Below are 16,255 nucleotides of genomic sequence, written 5' to 3'. Positions count from 1 at the left end.
CAGCTTCATGTCTGCCATGTTCGATATCGCCATCTACAGCAAGACCGCCCTTGGCCGCGCCGAGATGAACGAGCGCAGGCTGGGCCTGAGCCAGCGTCTGCGACGCGCCCTGATCATGGTGGACGGCAAGACGCGCTACGGCATCCTGCGCGAGATGCTCGAACCGTTAGGTGAGCCCAAGGAAGTCATTGAGCAGCTCGTGGAGCTTGGACTGATCGAGTCCGACTACGATCTGCCGCCGATGCCGGTGTTCGGCAACATGCTGGTAGAAGATCCTTCGACGCTGATGGATGTCCATCCCACCAGATGATGTTGTCGTGGCGTGAGGGCCCACGCTGCGTGTTCCTGTGCAGGCAGCACTCCGAAGCTGCCATGATCAAACAGTTCCAGTTCGCCGCCTGACCAGAAGGCGGCCAACACCTGCTCCAGACTTTCTCCCTCTTGCCACTTGCGCGCCTGTGTATTGCGCGCCGTGCGGCTGCCTGCGACCACATCGTGATAGCTTGCCCATGAGCTGCCCTGCAGGGCCTGCAGGAGTTGTGCCGGCCAGCGTGAATCGAGTTGTGCGAGTTGCTGACCGAGCGAGTTGGCAAACAGGAAGGCCGCTTGCGGATAGTGCTGGCGCAGGGCTAATGGCCCATGTAGGCCAGCGAAGCAATCAAGCTGGCCGTGCCGGAAGTGGATGGTCGGGAAGCGTCGGCGTAACAGGGCGCGCGCCAGCGGGTCCGGCTCCAGGATTTCCACCTTCGCAAAGCGAGCGAGGAAATCGGCATTCAGCGTGTAACCGGCACTCGGACCAATGATCACCAGTTCTTTTTGTGGTGGCTGCCAGGCGGACAACCAATATTCCACCTGAGTCACGAAGGGCTGCCACAGGCGACGGCGATAGCGCAGGGCGCGCCAGTGGTAGATCAGCCCGCCGCTTGGATTCCAGAGGTGGTTTTGCAGGGCGCTCATATCTGCAGGAGCGGCCGCTGGCCGTGAGTTCGTAGCCAGTGGCCGCCCCAACAGAAATCGGCCCGCACACTCACGCCAGGAGCGCCTTCAACTCTGCTACTTCGGCGCGCAATTGCATCACTTCTTCCCGCAGACTGGCGACTTCAGCGGCCAGACCCACACTTTCTGCGCCTCGTGTGGCGGGGGCTGCTGGCAATTCCGGTGTTCCGCTCAAGAGATGGGCCCAGCGGCTTTCGCGGGCTCCGGGCGCCCGAGGCAGCAGGATGGTCAGTGGATTGGCGGCGCGGATGGCAAGTTCCTCCAGGAAGGCTTCCAGCGAGGAGGCGTCGGCGAAGCGATAGAGGCGCTCGCAGTTGGCGCGCAACTCGGCCACGGTCTGCGGACCACGCAGGATCAGGGTGGTGAGGATGGCCACCGAAGGCGTCGGTAGCTGGAAGACCTTGGGCAGGTTGTGACCGTATTTGGTCACGCGTCCCCCCGAGGACTCGATGATCAGGCTGTAGCTGCGCAGGCTATCGATGGCTTCCAGCACGGCGGCTTCGGATAGTTCCATCACCGGTTCACGGGCGGTCTTCTGATTGCAACCAGTGACCAGCGCATTCAGCGATAGCGGATAGGTGTCGGGAACGGTGGCCTGCTTTTCAACCAGAACGGCGAGGACGCGGGCTTCAACGGGGGAGAGCTGTTGGGGTTCGGACATGCTTTTTTTCGCTGCGGGTAAAAACCCAATCATAGCTGCCTGGCCCGTAAAACTATGCGATTCAGGCGTCCGGCCAGGGTAGCAGCCAGGGTTTGCCAGTGAGTTGGTCGGCAATGCGGGCAAACAGCTCGCCTTCTATCGGCCGTTCGAGAAAGTCGAAACACACGTTCTGCCAGGTGAAACGCAGGGCATAGGCATGCAGATAGCCGCGGTCGGCCGGGCTGCCGCCATAACGTGCGTCGCCAAGGATCGGGGCACTGAGGCTCTTGAGCGCCACGCGTAGCTGGTGGGTGCGGCCGGTGAGAGGGCGCAGCACGAACAGGCGCAGGCCATCCCCGGCCGAGAAGGCAAAGAACTGGGTGGCTGCGCGCAAATCGCCTTCACGCGACAGGCGCCAGCTGCCGCCACGCGCCTTGAGCATCGCGCCCTTGATCCAGCCCTGCTTCTTGGACGGTTTGTAATCGGACAAGGCCAGATAGCATTTGCTGATCTCGCCGGCCTCGAACATGCGCCCGAATTCGCGTGCCGCGTCGGCATGCCGGGCGAACAGCACCAGCCCCGAAGTGATGCGATCGAGGCGGTGCACCGGATGCAGGCCGGCCTCGCCAGTGGCGGCTTTTACCCGGGCGACGAAACCGGGCTCGTCCTCCTCGGTGTGAAAGCTCACGCCCGCCGGCTTGAGGGTCAGCAGGAAATCTGGATGGCTGTAGAGGACGAATTGCGCAGTCTTTGCGCAGTGATCGGCACTGTCTTTTGCGTCAGGGGTTTGCAGCATTTTTCCAGAAGCTATCCACAGGCTTGCTCAGGGTTCTTGGGGATATCAAAGGCTGTGAGTCACTTCCACAGTGCGTGGAAATGATGCACAGGTCCATGACCGCTGCCGACCTGCAGGCTGCCCGAGGTGGCAATGGCACCGCGCAGCCAGTCGCGTGCGGCACGTACTGCGTTTTCGGTACGACGGAATTCACCGGCCTGTGGCAAGAGCGCTGCAATCGCAGAAGACAGCGAGCAGCCGGTACCGTGAGTGTTCTTGGTTTCGATGCGCGGGGCCGGCATCTCGATCATGCGGTCGCCGTCGAAGAGGAGATCGACCACTTCATTGCCGGGTAGGTGGCCACCCTTGAGCAAGACCCAGCGTTCGCTCGACAAAGGTTGCATCTCGCGCAGGCGTTCCGCGGCGCGGTACATCTCCTTGACAGTTTCCGGCGCGCGCTGCTCCAGCAATACGCCCGCCTCCGGCAGGTTCGGCGTGATCATGAAGCTCTGCGGCAGCAGTGCTTCGATCAACATGCTGACCGCATTTTTAGCCAGAAGATGGTCGCCGCTCTTGGCCACCATCACCGGGTCGCACACCACATACGGGGCCTGCCAGTGGGCGAGGCGCTCGGCCACGGTCTGCACGATTTCGGCCGAGCCGAGCATGCCCAGCTTTACGGCGTGGATCTTCACATCCGTGAACAGGGTGTCGATCTGCAGCGTGAGGAAATCGGTGGGTGGCACATGCACGCCGGTGACTGCCTGGGTGTTCTGTGCGGTGAGCGCGGCCACCACGCCGCAGCCGTAGGCACCCAGGGCCGAGAAGGATTTCAGGTCGGCCAGGATGCCGGCGCCGCCAGAGGGATCGACACCGGCGATGGAAACGACATTCGGAATGGGGCGTGTACTCATGGCAGCTGCAGTGATTCGGGGAAGCGCAGATTGTACGGCGGGGTCGGGGCTGTGGGAGCGAGGTTTGCGTCCGCGAATAGAGGCGATCGCGACGTGGACGTTGCTCCTGCGAAACCACAGCGCCCCGTAGGGCCGGCTTAAGCCGGCGGGCCCCGAAGTGGCATGGGCTCACGCGGCTGAAGCCGCACCTACAAAATCAGGCGGGTCGCTTGGTGTGGAAAGTCAGCGGCACGCTCACCGGCGGCGGGCTCTTCAGGATGTGCGACTTCATCTTGCCTATGACATGCATTTCGCATGGCTTGCAGTCAAAACGCAGGGTGAGTTTTTCCTTGCCGTTGATCAGCGTCATCGGCTCGGCGCGCACCTGGCCCTGTACGCCGGTGACACCCTTGGCCTGCTTGGGGCACAGGTTGAAGGAGAAGCGCAGGCAGTGCTTGGTAATCATCAGGCTTACCTCGCCGTCTTCCTCGTGCGCCTCGTAGGCGGCCTCGATCAACTTCACGCCATGCTTCGAGTAGAAGCGGCGGGCCGCGTCGTTGTAAACGTTGGCGAGATAGCTCAGGGACTCGTCCGGATACTGGGCGGCAGGCTCGCTGGCGGCATAACGTGGCGGGCGTCCCAAGGCTTTGAGGCGGGTGGCTTCGAGCGCTTCGATGGCTTCGCGGCGCAGGGCGTTGAGTGCAGAGGCAGGCAGGAACCAGGGCTGTTGCCAGGCGACGCTGATTTCTCGGGCAGCGAAAATCGTGGCGCCGAGCTTGGCGAGGTGTTCGCGCAGGCTGGCTTCACTCTTTTCCGGATGCTGGGCGGGCTGCTTGTCGCAGGTCAGTTGCGCCGTGGCCTCACTGCCGGACTCATCCACCACCCGCAGCGCAAAGCCCTCGGGCGTTTCGCTGAAATGCAGGTCCAGCGCGATGCGGCGTTCGGCGGATTTCTTGAGCAGGGCTTGCTCCCAGGCGTGGTCACGGTTGCGCGAAATTTCTGCGCCCACGACCAGCCCCGGTAGTTCGCTGATCTTCTGGTTCGGGGTCACGCGCCAGACGTTGCCGATCTGCTTCACCGTGTCGGCCTGCACGCCCTGCAGGCGGCGCTTGTAGAGCCAGCTGAGGCCGTCGCTGTTGGCGAGTGGTGCGGCGGATTCCAGCTCGAACCAGTCGGCGCTGACTTTGCTGACCGTGCCCAGCACCTCGCCGCCGTGGCTGGGCGCGTCGAAGGCGCCGATGTCTTCTTTGCGGCCCTGTACGAAGTAGTCGGTGCTGCTGCGGTTGAAGCTCTTGTCTGGCTCGGGCGTGAAGGTGAATGTGCTCTTGCCGTGCGAGGCAGCGGCTAGCTCTGGGCGCTCTTCGAGAATGCCATCGAGCAACTCGCGGTAATGAGCGGTGATGTTCTTCACATAGCTCATGTCCTTGTAGCGACCTTCAATCTTGAAGCTCTGCACGCCGGCGTCGACCAGCGCACGCAGGTTGGCGCTCTGGTCGTTGTCCTTCACCGACAGCAGGTGCTTGTCGAAGGCCACCACGCGGCCCTTCGAGTCTTCCAGCGTGTAGGGCAGGCGGCAGGCCTGCGAGCAATCGCCGCGGTTGGCGCTGCGCCCGGTGTGGGCATGGCTGATGTAGCACTGGCCAGAGAAGGCCACGCACAGCGCGCCGTGCACGAAAAACTCCAGCGGCACCGCCGGATTCACGGCGGCGCGAATCGCGGCGATTTCGTTCAGCGTGAGTTCGCGCGCCAGCACCAGTTGCGAGAAACCGACTTCGCCGAGAAACTTGGCCTTTTCCACTGTGCGGATGTCGCACTGGGTGGAGGCGTGCAGCGCAATGGGCGGCAGGTCCAGTTCGAGCAAGCCCATGTCCTGCACGATCAGCGCGTCCACGCCCGCGTCATACAGTTCGTGAATCAGCTTGCGCGCCGGCTCCAGTTCCGCGTCGTGGAGGATGGTGTTCAGTGTCACGAAGATGCGCGAGCCGTAGCGGTGCGCGAATTCAACCAGCCCGGAAATCTCGCTGACCGGATTGTCGGCCGAGGCGCGGGCGCCGAAGGAGGGGCCGCCGATGTAGACGGCATCGGCGCCATGCAGCACGGCTTCGCGGCCGATTTCGGCGGTCTTGGCGGGGGCGAGGAGTTCGAGTTGGTGGCGCAGGAGGCTCATGGGGGCGTACAGCAGATCTTGTTGTAGGCCGCGAGTTTACCTGCAAGCGCCGCTGGCTTCCCCTGAAAACACGAGCGGCCCCGCGGGGCCGCTGTGGCAGAGGGTGAAGTCTTCAGGCTGCCGGGCGTAGCGGCAGGCTTGCAGCGGCTGCCGCGTCTTCGGCTTCGTCCAGGGCGTCATGTCGGGGCGGCTGCTTCCTGTCGTCGTCTGCCGAGGCGGCGCGGCCGCCACCGGTGCCGGGCGAGCCGGACATGGCCGTGGCCAGCAGGAGCATCAGGAACATCGGGGTTTGCTTCATGGCGTGCGCCTCCGGAACTTCATGAGCTGAAGCATAGGAAGGGGTTTTCCCGCACACAAGCGCAGAATTTGTTGTTGCACTGCATCCCGTCTGAGATGGATCAAAGCCGGGGGTATCGGAATCGATCAGTGGAGTGTCAGTTTTTCAAGGCTGAGCCAGCCCGCCAGGTCTGCATCCTGTGTGCTGTTGGCGAAGCGTAGCGGCAGGCCTCTGGCAAGCGGATTGGTGGCGCGTAGCAGCAGATGGTAGTGCCCGGCACCGAGGCCCGCTAGTGACAGGCTGGCCTCGCGCCGGTGAGCGGGCTGGCCCGGCAGGATGCCGCGCAGATCGCTCACCAGATCCTGTTGCGCATGGAGCTTGCCGTGCTCATCGAGGAGAGCGAGTTGAAGTGGCCAGGGGTGATAGAAGGGGGCGACGCCACGGTTCTCGATTTCAAGCGTGATCTCCAGCTGCCCGCCAGAATGCCGCAGGGCGATGCGCGGCACATGGAATTCGTAGCCCATGCGCTGCACCTGCTCGAGGGCGCGTGCGCGGCGTTCGGGGGGATTGGCGGTTTTGAACATGCCTGAATCCATCAGCCAGCTGACATGGGTGGCCGCCACGCACTCGGCAAAGTCCTGCAGTTGCGGCAAGCCCGGCGCGGCATCGAAGACCTTGCCCCAGGCTTCGGGGCGGATCTCGCCACCGATCGGGCGGCTCTGCCAGGCCTCTAGCGCACCCGCCGCCTGCAGCTTGGCGATGAAATAGCTGGCCTTGCTGGGCAGGGTGTTCCAGGCGAAGGAGTCGTCGTGAAAACCGAATGGGCTGGCGGCATTGGCGACATACACCGGATCCGCGTCACCCGCCGGGTAGCGCAGCAGAACGGGGGTGCTGCGGAAGGCCTGTACATAGGCGTCCATCACGCTTTGCTGGAGTGCCCGGTCGGCAAACAACTCGTTGCGGGGATAGTCATGCCATTCGCCCCACAAGCCGAGTAAGCCGGCGGTGATGAAGCCGATGCGGGCGTCACCGTCGTAGCGCTGGCCGAGGGCGGCCACGAAGTCGGTGAGGGCGGAGGAGAGGGCTGGGTGGCGGTAATCCGGCGTTTCGTTGAGTACCGGCGGGCGGGGTGGGGTGCTGGGGCGCTCCCAGCGCGTGAGCGTCACTACATCGCGTAGTCGGACCGGCAGGCCTGAAGGCTTGCCCGGATATTCGAGGTAGAAGCGGAAGATGGCCTGATGGCCGCGTCCGGCCACCTGATCTAGAAAGCGTTCCAGCACGCTCCAGTCGTACTGTCCGGGGCCGCGCATCACAGCAGCGAGCGGGAAGTAGCTGAACTCCATGCTGTGCGGGAAGTCGTCCGGATTCGCTGCGCCGGCATAGGGCACCAGACCCTTGAGCGGGTTAGCCGCCGGCGCCGGCGTATAAGCCAGTGGCTGCCAGTCCAAGGCATGCGCCGGAGCGTACCAAAACCCCGTTGCCAGCAGGGCGAGAAGGCATGAAAGGCCGGCTCTCAGGGCATTTATCACACGAAACATAATGTTGCATACGCTCAGGTATGTCGCCGGGCAGGAAGGACTTAAGCTTGAGTCGAATCCTGCGCATAGTCATGCGTGGGGAGATGAGGCAGCATAGCTTGAGAGCCAAACCCGAAGTACCTCCGCGCTTTTCTTTTTCGCCCCAGGCTCGCCGCGATAGCGTCGGCTTCCTGCTGCTCGGCCTGGCCCTGACCGCCTGCCTGCTGTGGCTGGACTCCTTCGACTGGTTCGTGGGCTTTGCGATGACTCACGAGCATTGGGAGCTGGATGAGCTGGCTACCGCGCTGTGCGTGATGGGCGGGCTTGGCTACGTTTTTGCCTGGCGCCGGATTGCCGAGCTGCGGGGCGAGATCCTGCGCCGTGAGCGGGCAGAGGGGGAGGCGCGGCATCTGGCGAGCCATGATGCCCTGACTGGTTTGCCTAATCGCCGTTCGCTGAGCGCCCATTTCGATGCGCTGAGCGCCAGCCGGAGACAGAGCGATTTTTATCTGACGATCCTGGACCTCGATGGCTTCAAGGCCATCAATGACTTGCATGGTCATGCGACTGGCGATGCCTTGCTGCTGGAGGTGTCGCGCCGCCTTGAGCTGTGCTTCGGTGCGGATTTTGTGTGCCGTCTGGCCGGTGATGAGTTTGCCGTGATCGTCAGCTCGGCCGAGTCTGAAGCCGCTGCCCGCAGCCTGATCGAGCGGGCCGCCGCCGCCTTGCAACAGCCGATGCAGGTGGAGGGGCGCGCGCTGCAGGTTTCTGCAACCTTCGGGGTTGCGGTCTGGCCGGCTGATGGTCAGCAGCTGAGTCTGTTGTTGCGCCGGGCGGATCTGGCGCTCTATCAGGGCAAGAATCTGAATCGCAGCAGCGTGCGTTTCTTCAGTGCCGAGCTCGATCAGCAGATCGAGGCGCGTTCGCGCGTTGAGGCCGCGGTGCGTGAGGGGCTGAGCCATGGGCGTCTGAGCGTGCATTTTCAGCCCATCGTCGAACTCGCCAGTGGCCGCATTGCCGGCTTCGAGGCGATGGCCCGCCTGCATGATCCGGAGCTGGGGAGCGTGGCGCCGGAGAGCCTGATTGCCGCGGCGGAACGTGCGGGGCTGATCGTGCAGGTGGCGGAGCAATTGCTGGAGCGAGCCTGTCACGCGGCGGCCGCCTGGCCGGACGAGCTTTTCCTGTCGTTCAACCTGTCGCCCATGCAGTTGCGGGATCGCTTGCTGGTGGAGCGTCTGCTGCGCGTGCTGGAGCGCAGCGGGCTGGCACCGACGCGGCTGGAGCTGGAAGTGACCGAGATGGCTATCCTGCTCGATGCTGACGAAGCCGAACAGACTTTTACCCGCCTGCGGGCGCTGGGCATGCGGGTGTCGGTGGACGATTTCGGGGCCGGCTATTCGAGTCTCGGGCGCTTGCAGGGCTTCCGCTTCGACAAGCTCAAGATCGATCCGGCTTTCACCCAGGCCATTGGTCAGCCCGGGCGAGGGGAAGACATTCTGGAAAGCTTGCTGGGCTTGGCCCGGGGGTTGAACAGCGACGCGCTGGCCGAAGGTGTCGAGACGTCCGCCCAGGCGCACTGGCTGATGCAGCGGGGCTGCCGCTACGGGCAGGGCTATTTCTTCGGCGAGGTGCTGCCGGAAGAGGCCGTGCTGCCGATGCTGCGTGAGCAAACGCAAGCGGCCGACGGGGCCTGGCAACGCGAGGCGTCCTGAGGCCGGCGGAACGCTTATTTGGCGCCAAGGCCCCGTTTCCCGGCGAAATCGCTTACCGTGGAAGCCATTCTCACTTGAGCACGGAAGACGTCACCTTGGCCAAACCTAATTACTCGTTCGAAAAACGTCAGCGCGAACTCGCGAAAAAACAGAAGAAGGAAGAGAAGTTGCGTCGCAAGGCCCAGCCTGGCGACGCGCCGGACGATGACGAAGCCGCCGGGCCGGATGCGCCGGTAGAGAATGCAGCCGGAGACGACAGCGCCGCCTGAGCCTCAGTCGTGTTTCACCAGGATCAGCTTGCCGGTGTCGAAGCCCAGTGCGGCGGCCTTGGCGAGCAGGGCGTCGCGCACGCCCGGATCCAGCTGCGGTGAGCGGGCGAGCAGCCACAGGTAGGACTTGTCCGGCCCGCTGATCAGCGCGTACTGATAGCCCGCGTGGTCCAGCTCGAAGATGCCGTAGGCGCCGTAGAAGGGGCCGAAGAAGGAGACTTTCAGGTGGCCTGTGTCTGCCGCGTCGACGAAGCGGGCCACACCCTCGGCTTCCTTCCATTTTTGGGTGCCGGCGTCGTAGCCACGATTGAGTACCCGCACCGCGCCGTCCTCACGCAGGCTGTACTCTGCTGACACATTCGAGAGCCCCCGCTCGAAAGAGTGATCAAGGCGGGCGATCTCGTACCATTTGCCCAGATAGCGATCCAGCTTGAAGTTGCTCACCGGACGCACGTTGTCCGGCAGGCTGGTGCAACTGCTGAGGCCCAGCAGCGCAAGCGCCGTGAGCAGGGCGGACAATATCTTCATGGCGGGACTCCTCGGTCGGGGAGCACGATTCTCGCACGCGCTTGCCCGGCGATGTGTCTGACCGGCTGGGCAGCATGGTCGCCCCTTCCGGGTGAATGCCATCCGGATTGTTTGCGGGAAAACCCGCGGTATCGGTTTGCCATGCAAAGCACGTATGCTGTCCGACAACTGACGCGCCCTGCGTCAGTACGCCATTGTCCTGTTTCATTGCCCGAGGAGGAGATTCATGAAGCGACTCGCATTCCTGCTGATGCTGGCTTTTTCCGCTCCCGCTGCACTTGCCCAGGTCGAGCTGAAGCTCGGGCATTTCGGGGCTGAAGATCATCCGGCCCAGACCGCTGCCAAGCAGTTCGCCAAGAATGTCGAGGCGCGTACCGGTGGCAAGGTGAAGATCAAGCTCTTCCCGAACAACCAGCTTGGCAATCCGCCGGAGGTGCTGGAGCAGGCAGTGCTGGGCGCGATCGACATGAGCCTGTCGGGGCAGGACCAGATCGCCAAGTACGTGCCGAAATTCGATGCGGTGAGCACGCCTTTCGCGTTCAAGGATTACGCGATGGCCGACAAGGTTATCGATGGCGACTTCAAGAAATGGGTCGCCAAGGATCTGGAGGCCAAGGGGCTGGTGTATCTCTCGGCCTGGGAGTGGGGCTTCCGCGAGGTCACCAACTCCAAACGCCCGATCCTCAAGCCGGAAGACATGAAGGGGCTCAAGATCCGCACGCCGCCGGCCTTCGCCTACCAGGCCTTCGTCGAGGCCTGTGGTGGTCTGGTGCAGACCATCGGCTTCTCCGAACTGGTGATGGCCATGAAGACCGGCGTGGTCGATGGTCAGGAGAACCCGATCGCGGTGATCTACAGCCTCAAGCTGTATGAATCGCAGAAGTACATCTCGATGCTCAACTACACCTACAGCTCGATGACCCATGTGGTTTCCAAGCGGGTGTGGGACAAGCTCACGCCCGAGCAGCAGAAGGTGATCCAGGAAGAATCGGATTCGGCCAGCAAGCTGATGCGCCACATGGTGCGTGATCAGGAAGCCACCCAGATCGCCGAGATGAAGAAGATGGGCATCCGCATTGATACGCCGGATCTGGCGCCCTTCAAGGCCGCCATGCCGCCGGCGTATGAAAAAGTGAAGGCCAAGGTTGGCGCGAAGAACTTCGACGAGTTCATGGCGATCCTCAAAAAGAACGGCGGCTGAGCCTTTCTCTGCGGGCACCTGTGCTCAGGCGCCCGCCCCCTTTTCCCCTGATGAATATTCGTGGCCATGAGCCACGCAGGAGAGTTGCATGCTGACGCTTGTGATTTTCTCGGTGCTGTTGATCCTGCTGATGATTGACCTGCCGATCGCGGTGGCCATCGGCCTGACTGCGGTGGGCTTCTTCCTGTGGGAGGGCCGGCCGGAAATGCTGGTGATGCTGCCGCAGCGCATGTATTCCGGCACCACCGGCTTCACCCTGCTGGCGATTCCCTTCTTTATTCTCGCCGGCAACCTGATGAATACCGGGGGCATCACCAACCGCATCTTCCGTTTCGCCAAGGCCTGCGTGGGCCACATCTCGGGCGGGTTGGGGCAGGTCAGCGTGGTGTCGTCGATGATCTTTTCCGGCATGTCTGGCTCGGCCGTGGCCGATGCTGCCGGCCTCGGCCAGATCCAGCACAAGGCGATGGTCGATAACGGCTATCCGACAGCCTTGTCGGCCGGCATCGTGGCTTCGGCCAACTGCATCGGGCCGGTGATCCCGCCCTCGATTCCCTTCGTGCTGTATGGCGCGATTACCTCGGTATCGGTCGCCAAGCTCTTCCTCGCCGGCTTCATTCCGGGCCTGTTGATGGGCGTGGCGATGATGATCGCCATCGCGTTGATGGCCAAGCCGCGTGGCCTGCCGCGCTCCGAGAAGGCTAGCTGGACCGAGCTCAAGGCGAGTACCAAAGAAGCCTTCTGGCCCTTGCTGGCGCCAGTGATCATCATTGGCGGCATCCTCACCGGTTTTTTCACGCCGACCGAAGCTGCGGTGATTGTGAGCCTGTATGCGCTGGTGCTCGGCTTCGCCTATCGCGACCTCAAACTCAAGGCCCTCCCGGCGATCCTCTTCTCTTCGCTGAAGCAGACCACCGGCCTGCTGTTCATCATGGCCGCCGCCAACTTCTTCGGCTGGCTCACCATTCACCAGGGCATCCCGAATGCCGTGATCGAAGCCCTGGCCGGCATGAGCGCATCGCCCACCGGAGTGCTGTGGATGATCATCGCGGTGGTGGTGGTGCTGGGCTGCTTCCTCGAAGGCAACGCGATCTTCCTGATCACCCTGCCGATCTTCATGCCGATCGCGCGGCTTTTCGGTATTGATCTGATCAACCTCGGCGTGGTCATGACCCTGCTGATCATGATCGGCAACCTGACGCCGCCGGTGGGCATGTGCCTGTTTGCGGTGGATAGCTTTGCGCGTACTGGCGTGTGGCCGCTGGCCAGGGAGTGCGTACCCTTCCTGATCGGCATTCTGCTGGTCACGATCCTGATTGCCTTCGTGCCGGAGATTGCCCTGTTCCTGCCCAACTACTTCATGCCCGCGATGTAAGCACTAACAAAATGATGCTGGCGTTGTTGCAGCCGCTTGCCGTACTGCTTGTACTGTCTGCGCGACTGCGCCTAGCCAGCACCGTTCCGCTGCGCTGCACTTCACTTTGTTAGTGCTTCCAAGGAGATCTGCTCATGAACGCCTTTCACGCTGCCTTCGACAAGTTCGATGTCGTCATCACGCTGATCCTCGAATGGGTCTGCATCATCCTTTTCGCCGGGCTCACCCTGCTGCTCACCGCCAATATCGTGATGCGTTTTGTGCCGCTGTTTTCGCTGCACTGGTTTGACGAGATCGTCGAGCTGATCTTCGCGGCGCTGGTCTTCTATGGCGCGGCGGCGCTGTGGGTCACGCGCGGGCACTTCAGCGTGGGGGACTGGATCTCGGCGCGGATTGCCAATGTGCGCCTGCGTTATGCCTATCGCCTGCTGATCGAGTTGGGCTCGCTGTTCTTCATGGCGGTGTTCCTGAAGTACTCGTGGGAACTCACGGCGCGCGCCGACGACGTGACCAATGCCTTGCAACTGCCGAAAGCCGTGCTCTACGCCTGCATGCCGATCGCAGCGGCGATCATGCTGCTCTACAGCCTAAAGAACGTCGTCATCGAGATCGGCTGCATCATCGATCCGGTGGGCGGCGAGCAGTTTCGCGACGCGCCGCCGCCAGCGACCGAGTAAATGCGGGCGGCGCAGGCCGCCACCTTATTCGTGGCGCAGTGCCTCGATCGGATCGAGGCGTGCGGCGCGGCGGGCCGGCACGAAGCCGAAGAGCACGCCGATGCCGGCCGAGACGGCGAAGGCCAACAGCATGATCTCGAAGTCCAGCACGAAGGGCAGGCCCATCGCGCTGGTCAAGCCGAAGGAGGCGACCAGCGCCAGGGCGATGCCGACCAGGCCGCCGAAGGCCGACAAGGCCACGGCTTCGACGAGGAACTGTAGCAGCACTTCGCGCTCCAGCGCGCCGATGGCGAGCCGCGTGCCGATCTCGCGGGTGCGCTCGGTGACCGACACCAGCATGATGTTCATGATGCCGATGCCACCCACCAGCAGGCTCACCGCCGCTACCGCGCCGAGCAGCGCGGTGAGCACGCGGGTGGTGGAGGAGAGTGCATCCGAGATCTGGCGCGTGTCGAAGACCGAGAAGTTGTCGTTCTCGTTCGGCGCGATGCCGCGCCGCTCGCGCATCAGGGCGCTCACGTCGCGCACCACGCGCTCGGTGGACAGGCCGTCGCGCACCGATAGCAGCAGGGTGCCGACATCCTGCCGCGAGCGGCGGCCGGCGATGCGGCGCTGGTAAGCCTTCAGCGGCATCAGCACGATGTCATCCTGATCCTGGCCCATGGCGGACTGGCCTTTGGGCGCGAGCACGCCGATCACTTCGCAGCTCACACCGCGTGTGCGGATCTTCTCGCCGATCGGGCTGCTGCCCGAAAACAGCGCCTTCTTCACGGTATCGCCCAGCACGCACAGCGCGCGTCCGGCGCGTTGCTCGCTGTCGTTGAAGAAGCGTCCTTCGGCGATCTTCCAGTTGCCCACCTCGAGATAGCTTGGCGTGCTGCCCACGATCGGCGTGAAGGTGCTCTCAGTCATCCAGGCCACGGTGCTGCCGCGCTGGGCGATGCCGGCCACTTCCCGCACCGCATGTACCGCCTCGAGGATGGCTTGCATATCCTCTTCCTTGAAGGCTGGTGCCCAGCCGGCGGGCTGGCCCGGGGACATGCGCTGGCCCGGGCGCACGATCACGAGGTTGGAGCCGAGGCTCGCAACCTGGGCCGTGATCAGCGCCGTGGCGCCGTTGCCGAGCGTCACCATCGTAATGACAGCGGCCACCCCGATGATGATGCCCAGCACCGTCAGCGAAGCGCGCATCAGGTTGCGGCGGATCTCGCGCAGGGCGAGCAGGAGCGCGTTCCACAGCATCAGTCGGCTCCCATGTAGGCGGTGTCGTGGCCGATGAGGCCATCGACGAAGCGCAGGGTGCGCGAGGCGTAGGCCGCCATGTCCGGCTCGTGGGTGACCATCAGCACGGTGATGCCGTGCTCCTGATTGAGCCCGGTGAGCAGTTGCATGATTTCGGCGCTGCGTTCGGAATCGAGGTTGCCGGTCGGTTCATCGGCGAGCAGCAGGGCCGGGCGGGTGACGATGGCGCGCGCGATGGCCACACGCTGCTGCTGGCCGCCGGAGAGCTCGGCCGGGGTGTGATGCTCCCAGCCGGTGAGGCCCACCAGCGCCAGCGCTGCCTTGGCCTGGGCGTGGCGCTCGGCCAGCGGCAGGCCGCGGTAGAGCAGGGGCAGTTCGACGTTTTCCAGCGCGGTAGTGCGCGCCAACAGGTTGAAACCCTGGAATACGAAACCGAGGCAGTGGCGGCGCAGCAGGGCGCGTTCGTCGCGGTTGAGCAATTCCACATGCTCGCCCAGGAACAGGTATTCGCCGGAGGTGGGCACATCGAGGCAGCCGAGGATGTTCATGACGGTGGATTTTCCGGAGCCGGATGGCCCCATCACGGCCACGAATTCGCCCTCGGCGATGTCGAAGCTCACGCCCTTTAGTGCCTGGAAGGCGGCCTGCCCGCTGCCATAGGTCTTGGTGACCTCGCGCAGGCTGATCAGCGTTTCCTTCACCGTGCCTGTTCCGCTGTATCGGTGATCACTTCGTCGCCCGGCTTCAGTTCTTCGGACTCGATCTCGGTATTGCGGCCATCGCTGAGCAGTGTGCGCACCCGGATCGGGCGCAGCTCACCCTTGGCATCCTTGACCCACACCCGGGCGCGATCCTTGCCCCCGTTGCGGTTGCCGACCTGTGGCTTGGGCGGGGCCGGCGGGCGCGGCATCAGCAGCGCCATGAAGCCGCCCTCGCTCTTGGGCTTGGCCTCCGGCGGGCGAAAGCGCAGCGCGGTGGCCGGCACCAGCATCACGCCCTTGTGCTCGGCGACCTTGATGTCGGCGGTGGCGGTCATGCCCGGGCGCAGCTTGAGATCTTCATTCTTCACCAGCAGCACGGTCTGATAGCTGACCACGTTATCCACCGTGGTGGCGCCGTAGCGCACCTGCTGGATCTTGGCCGGGAAGTTCTTGTCCGGATAGGCGTCTACTGTGAAGCTGGCACTCATGCCTTCCTTGATCTGACCGACATCGGCTTCCGACACCGAGACGATCAGCTCCATCTCGCTGAGGTCTTCGGCCAGCGAGAACAGTACCGGCGCCTGCAGCGAGGCGGCTACGGTCTGGCCGCGCTCCACGGTGCGCTTGAGCACGATGCCGTTGGTGGCCGAGCGGATGGTGGCCTTGCCGAGGTCCGTTTCGCCCTGCTTCACGGCGCCGGCCGATTCACGCGCGGCGGCTTCGGCGGCGGCCAGATCCGCCTGTGCGCGCGCGAGCTTGGCGCGGCCGGCATCCAGCTCGGTGGCCGAGGGCACCTTGCCGCCGGAGAGGCGGGCTACTTCCTCCAGCCGGGTCATGGCGATGAGTGCTTCCTCCAGCGTGGCTTTGGCCTGGCCGATCCGGGCTTCGTTGGCCGCCAGGGTGGCGCGGGCGCGTTCCAGCGCGGTGGCAAGTTTGGTGGTGTCGAGCTGGGCGAGGATCTGGCCCTTCTTCACGCGGTCGTTGAAGTCCACGAATACGTCGGCGATGGTGCCGGAGATCTCCGAGCCGACGTCCACGGTGTTGATCGGCTGCAGGTTGCCGGTGGCGGTGACGGTGACGGTGATGTCGCCCTTGCTGACCTGGGCGGTGATCCAGCTCGGGCCTTTCCTGGCATTGCTGCGCCACACGCCGATGCCGCCGGCCAGTAGGGCGAAGCAGGCGATGAGGCCGAGGATCAGCCACAGGCGCCTGGCTGGGCGCCGGGCACGGCCACTGGCAAGGATCTGGCGGAGCTTCGAGGAGGAAGTCTGGTCGTTCATGCGCG

At 63.8% G+C, this 16,255-nt stretch carries 17 protein-coding genes; 6 read left to right on the top strand and 11 right to left on the bottom strand.

The genetic code is table 11. The features are described from left to right. Positions 1–7: 7 nt before the first annotated feature. Complete coding sequence (locus Q3Y64_RS08045) at positions 8–310, top strand: hypothetical protein (RefSeq protein WP_101942043.1); 303 nt, start codon at positions 8–10, stop codon at positions 308–310. Here the strand turns inward: Q3Y64_RS08045 and Q3Y64_RS08040 are convergent. The 7 genes from Q3Y64_RS08040 to Q3Y64_RS08010 all read right to left on the bottom strand — a co-directional run bounded on the left by Q3Y64_RS08040 (position 226) and on the right by Q3Y64_RS08010 (position 7,196). Then, complete coding sequence (locus Q3Y64_RS08040) at positions 226–957, bottom strand: hypothetical protein (RefSeq protein ID WP_303560801.1); 732 nt, start codon at positions 955–957, stop codon at positions 226–228. The genes Q3Y64_RS08045 and Q3Y64_RS08040 overlap by 85 nt on opposite strands. A 70-nt stretch (positions 958–1,027) precedes the next feature. After that, on the bottom strand, positions 1,028–1,657 hold the full coding sequence (locus Q3Y64_RS08035; RefSeq protein ID WP_101942041.1) for a YceH family protein: 630 nt from the start codon (positions 1,655–1,657) through the stop codon (positions 1,028–1,030). 61 nt (positions 1,658–1,718) lie between these two features. Beyond that, the gene (locus Q3Y64_RS08030; RefSeq protein WP_170019701.1) at positions 1,719–2,432 is read right to left on the bottom strand and encodes a pseudouridine synthase; all 714 of its coding nucleotides are present in this window, start codon (positions 2,430–2,432) and stop codon (positions 1,719–1,721) included. 59 nt (positions 2,433–2,491) lie between these two features. Next, positions 2,492–3,325 (bottom strand): bifunctional hydroxymethylpyrimidine kinase/phosphomethylpyrimidine kinase, encoded by an 834-nt coding sequence (gene thiD / locus Q3Y64_RS08025; protein WP_303560794.1) that lies wholly within the window; start codon positions 3,323–3,325, stop codon positions 2,492–2,494. Between the two features lie 196 nt (positions 3,326–3,521). Beyond that, complete coding sequence (locus tag Q3Y64_RS08020) at positions 3,522–5,471, bottom strand: U32 family peptidase (protein WP_303560791.1); 1,950 nt, start codon at positions 5,469–5,471, stop codon at positions 3,522–3,524. A gap of 112 nt (positions 5,472–5,583) precedes the next feature. Further along, the gene (locus tag Q3Y64_RS08015; RefSeq protein ID WP_143707381.1) at positions 5,584–5,769 is read right to left on the bottom strand and encodes a hypothetical protein; all 186 of its coding nucleotides are present in this window, start codon (positions 5,767–5,769) and stop codon (positions 5,584–5,586) included. 125 nt (positions 5,770–5,894) lie between these two features. Next, positions 5,895–7,196 (bottom strand): DUF4832 domain-containing protein, encoded by a 1,302-nt coding sequence (locus Q3Y64_RS08010; protein ID WP_303560790.1) that lies wholly within the window; start codon positions 7,194–7,196, stop codon positions 5,895–5,897. 188 nt (positions 7,197–7,384) lie between these two features. On the opposite strand from Q3Y64_RS08010, the gene Q3Y64_RS08005 reads away from it, so the two are divergent. Both Q3Y64_RS08005 and Q3Y64_RS08000 read left to right on the top strand, forming a co-directional pair. After that, the gene (locus Q3Y64_RS08005; RefSeq protein ID WP_303560788.1) at positions 7,385–8,977 is read left to right on the top strand and encodes a bifunctional diguanylate cyclase/phosphodiesterase; all 1,593 of its coding nucleotides are present in this window, start codon (positions 7,385–7,387) and stop codon (positions 8,975–8,977) included. Between the two features lie 95 nt (positions 8,978–9,072). Further along, positions 9,073–9,246: a hypothetical protein gene (locus Q3Y64_RS08000; protein WP_303560786.1), complete on the top strand. Its 174-nt coding sequence runs from the start codon at positions 9,073–9,075 to the stop codon at positions 9,244–9,246. Positions 9,247–9,249: 3 nt separating this feature from the next. Here Q3Y64_RS08000 and Q3Y64_RS07995 read toward each other — a convergent pair whose 3' ends face one another. Then, positions 9,250–9,774, bottom strand: coding sequence for a lipocalin family protein (locus Q3Y64_RS07995; protein ID WP_303560784.1), 525 nt, complete (start codon positions 9,772–9,774; stop codon positions 9,250–9,252). Positions 9,775–10,000: 226 nt separating this feature from the next. On the opposite strand from Q3Y64_RS07995, the gene Q3Y64_RS07990 reads away from it, so the two are divergent. The 3 genes from Q3Y64_RS07990 (at position 10,001) to Q3Y64_RS07980 (ending at position 13,027) form a co-directional block, all read left to right on the top strand. Then, a complete protein-coding gene (locus Q3Y64_RS07990) occupies positions 10,001–10,975 on the top strand; it encodes a TRAP transporter substrate-binding protein (protein ID WP_101942033.1) in 975 nt (324 codons plus the stop codon). An 88-nt stretch (positions 10,976–11,063) separates the two neighbouring features. Further along, positions 11,064–12,350, top strand: a complete 1,287-nt coding sequence (locus Q3Y64_RS07985) for a TRAP transporter large permease (protein ID WP_303560780.1) — start codon at positions 11,064–11,066, stop codon at positions 12,348–12,350. A gap of 134 nt (positions 12,351–12,484) precedes the next feature. Beyond that, positions 12,485–13,027: a TRAP transporter small permease gene (locus Q3Y64_RS07980; RefSeq protein WP_303560777.1), complete on the top strand. Its 543-nt coding sequence runs from the start codon at positions 12,485–12,487 to the stop codon at positions 13,025–13,027. Between the two features lie 24 nt (positions 13,028–13,051). Here the strand turns inward: Q3Y64_RS07980 and Q3Y64_RS07975 are convergent, their stop codons facing one another. Genes Q3Y64_RS07975 through Q3Y64_RS07965 form a run of 3 tightly spaced genes read right to left on the bottom strand, consistent with a single transcriptional unit; the run spans position 13,052 to position 16,250 of the window. Continuing rightward, complete coding sequence (locus Q3Y64_RS07975; RefSeq protein WP_173893982.1) at positions 13,052–14,269, bottom strand: ABC transporter permease; 1,218 nt, start codon at positions 14,267–14,269, stop codon at positions 13,052–13,054. After that, the gene (locus tag Q3Y64_RS07970; RefSeq protein WP_303560773.1) at positions 14,269–14,970 is read right to left on the bottom strand and encodes an ABC transporter ATP-binding protein; all 702 of its coding nucleotides are present in this window, start codon (positions 14,968–14,970) and stop codon (positions 14,269–14,271) included. Before Q3Y64_RS07970 ends, Q3Y64_RS07975 begins: the two co-directional genes overlap by 1 nt. Continuing rightward, positions 14,967–16,250, bottom strand: coding sequence for an efflux RND transporter periplasmic adaptor subunit (locus tag Q3Y64_RS07965; protein ID WP_303560772.1), 1,284 nt, complete (start codon positions 16,248–16,250; stop codon positions 14,967–14,969). Before Q3Y64_RS07965 ends, Q3Y64_RS07970 begins: the two co-directional genes overlap by 4 nt. Positions 16,251–16,255: the final 5 nt, after the last annotated feature.

The organism is Uliginosibacterium sp. 31-12 (assembly GCF_030548425.1).
Classification (GTDB): Bacteria; Pseudomonadota; Gammaproteobacteria; order Burkholderiales; family Rhodocyclaceae; genus Uliginosibacterium; species Uliginosibacterium aquaticum.
The sequence above is the reverse complement of the archived record's forward strand: the minus strand, read 5'-3'. Positions and strand labels throughout refer to the sequence as shown.

Excerpts from the sequence above, each read along its gene's own strand:
- Q3Y64_RS08015 (WP_143707381.1), bottom strand. The coding sequence starts at position 5,769 with ATGAAGCAAACCCCGATGTTCCTGATGCTCCTGCTGGCCACGGCCATG.
- Q3Y64_RS07980 (WP_303560777.1), top strand. The coding sequence starts at position 12,485 with ATGAACGCCTTTCACGCTGCCTTCGACAAGTTCGATGTCGTCATCACG.
- thiD (WP_303560794.1), bottom strand. The coding sequence starts at position 3,325 with ATGAGTACACGCCCCATTCCGAATGTCGTTTCCATCGCCGGTGTCGAT.
- Q3Y64_RS07975 (WP_173893982.1), bottom strand. The coding sequence starts at position 14,269 with ATGCTGTGGAACGCGCTCCTGCTCGCCCTGCGCGAGATCCGCCGCAAC.
- Q3Y64_RS07965 (WP_303560772.1), bottom strand. The coding sequence starts at position 16,250 with ATGAACGACCAGACTTCCTCCTCGAAGCTCCGCCAGATCCTTGCCAGT.
- Q3Y64_RS08035 (WP_101942041.1), bottom strand. The coding sequence starts at position 1,657 with ATGTCCGAACCCCAACAGCTCTCCCCCGTTGAAGCCCGCGTCCTCGCC.
- Q3Y64_RS08030 (WP_170019701.1), bottom strand. The coding sequence starts at position 2,432 with ATGCTGCAAACCCCTGACGCAAAAGACAGTGCCGATCACTGCGCAAAG.
- Q3Y64_RS08020 (WP_303560791.1), bottom strand. The coding sequence starts at position 5,471 with ATGAGCCTCCTGCGCCACCAACTCGAACTCCTCGCCCCCGCCAAGACC.
- Q3Y64_RS07990 (WP_101942033.1), top strand. The coding sequence starts at position 10,001 with ATGAAGCGACTCGCATTCCTGCTGATGCTGGCTTTTTCCGCTCCCGCT.
- Q3Y64_RS07995 (WP_303560784.1), bottom strand. The coding sequence starts at position 9,774 with ATGAAGATATTGTCCGCCCTGCTCACGGCGCTTGCGCTGCTGGGCCTC.
- Q3Y64_RS07985 (WP_303560780.1), top strand. The coding sequence starts at position 11,064 with ATGCTGACGCTTGTGATTTTCTCGGTGCTGTTGATCCTGCTGATGATT.
- Q3Y64_RS08040 (WP_303560801.1), bottom strand. The coding sequence starts at position 957 with ATGAGCGCCCTGCAAAACCACCTCTGGAATCCAAGCGGCGGGCTGATC.
- Q3Y64_RS08045 (WP_101942043.1), top strand. The coding sequence starts at position 8 with ATGTCTGCCATGTTCGATATCGCCATCTACAGCAAGACCGCCCTTGGC.